1 pseudogene is annotated in these 366 nt (G+C 36.9%); it reads left to right on the forward strand.

The window, feature by feature from the left end:
* Positions 1 to 366: pseudogene (locus M3226_RS31755) on the forward strand (IS4 family transposase); the annotation flags it as partial.

A 366-nucleotide genomic window follows, 5' to 3' on the forward strand; every position in this document is an offset into this window, starting at 1 on the left:
AAAAGCTGGTATTACAAAGTCTTTGGGCTTTTCCTGTGGTTACCTTTTCCAATTAATTTTTTGCTTGATCTTTGAAAACAAGAATTGGTATCGGACGCTTGAAAGTAGAAAATCTGTCGATTTTCCTGCAAAGGATTCCGTCTATCGTTTCTTGAATCAGTCTACCTTCGCGTGGCGTAAATTTTTACTGTTTCTTAGTGTCCACACAATTGGAAAAGTAACGAAACTCTCGAATAATGACAGACCGAAGGTCTTAGTATTAGATGATTCTTCTTATGATCGAAATCGTAGTAAATCCGTCGAATTACTAGCTCGTTGTTTTGATCATGCCTCTCAAAAAATGCGCTTTTATAAAGGCTTCCGTAT

The sequence above is a fragment of the Neobacillus cucumis genome (assembly GCF_023715505.1).